The sequence below is a fragment of the Paraglaciecola hydrolytica genome, assembly GCF_001565895.1.
GTDB lineage: Bacteria > Pseudomonadota > Gammaproteobacteria > Enterobacterales > Alteromonadaceae > Paraglaciecola > Paraglaciecola hydrolytica.
This window is the reverse complement of sequence record NZ_LSNE01000002.1, coordinates 385545-386458: the sequence shown is the minus strand read 5'-3', so window position 1 is coordinate 386458 and position 914 is coordinate 385545. Positions and strand designations below refer to the sequence as shown.

At 39.7% G+C, this 914-nt stretch carries 1 protein-coding gene; it reads right to left on the bottom strand.

Features of this window, described 5'->3' with window-relative positions; genetic code table 11:
• Positions 1-168 precede the first annotated feature (168 nt).
• Positions 169-693 (bottom strand): P-loop NTPase family protein, encoded by a 525-nt coding sequence (locus AX660_RS02545; protein ID WP_068371993.1) that lies wholly within the window; start codon positions 691-693, stop codon positions 169-171.
• Positions 694-914: the final 221 nt, after the last annotated feature.

Below are 914 nucleotides of genomic sequence, written 5' to 3'. Positions count from 1 at the left end.
CAGATGCAACCGACGAATAAGAAGGGAAAAGAGCTAATATAAAAACAAAAAAATTGCGCATAATTACCATAAACTCAATATCGCATAACGCTCACATAAAAGGCGAGCGTCAGCGAGTCCAGCCCACGGTTTTTGTGGGCGATTTTTAATGTGCTTGTTATATGCGATTTATTGCACATTTTCCTCAATAAAGTTATTTAACTCAGAAATCGACCGAATGACATACAGTGTCTTGTTTTCCGATAGTTTCTCCAGCTTTTGTAAGAACCCATTGTTCCAAAATTGGGGGCAAAGCTTTAATACCCTGTAGCTATTAAGCGTCCCCTTTAATATAGAACTCCCATCAGGCCAACCTTCTGGTTTTTTGACCAACCCTTTAATGAACCGCTTGGCTACTAACCAATAGGTTACCAAGTAAGGCAACTCTATGTAGATAAGAGTGTCGGCTTCTTCCAAGCGTCTATGGAAAGAATTCAATGAGTTTATTGGGCCAAAACCTTCAATAATCCACTCTTCAGAGGAGAGAATGTTCTCGTGAGCCTCTTCATAGCTTTCCCTATCTATCTCTTGGCCATTCTGTTCATATAAAATTGAATCCAAAGCATACAATTTTATTCCGGTGGCTGATGCAAGTCTTTTGCTTAAAGTGGATTTCCCATTAGCTGGCTTACCGAAAACTGCTACTTTTTTCATTCTAGTTCCTCCAAGGACTATTACCCAGAGGCAGAAATAGAAAACCCGCCTCTTGGGCGGGTTTGATAAATTAGTGACGCATCAACAATCCCACCATTCCTATGGAATGATGATAATTCGAGCTGTCTGTTTCGTAGGATTTTTATGCATTCCATCATTTTGATTGAGGGGAAATTCAATGTCAACTGTACGTTTGATAAGGGCATCATTGTTCAAGCATA

What these genes read in the sequence shown, in the direction of transcription:
- AX660_RS02545 (WP_068371993.1), bottom strand. Translation starts at nt 693, where the DNA reads ATGAAAAAAGTAGCAGTTTTCGGTAAGCCAGCTAATGGGAAATCCACT.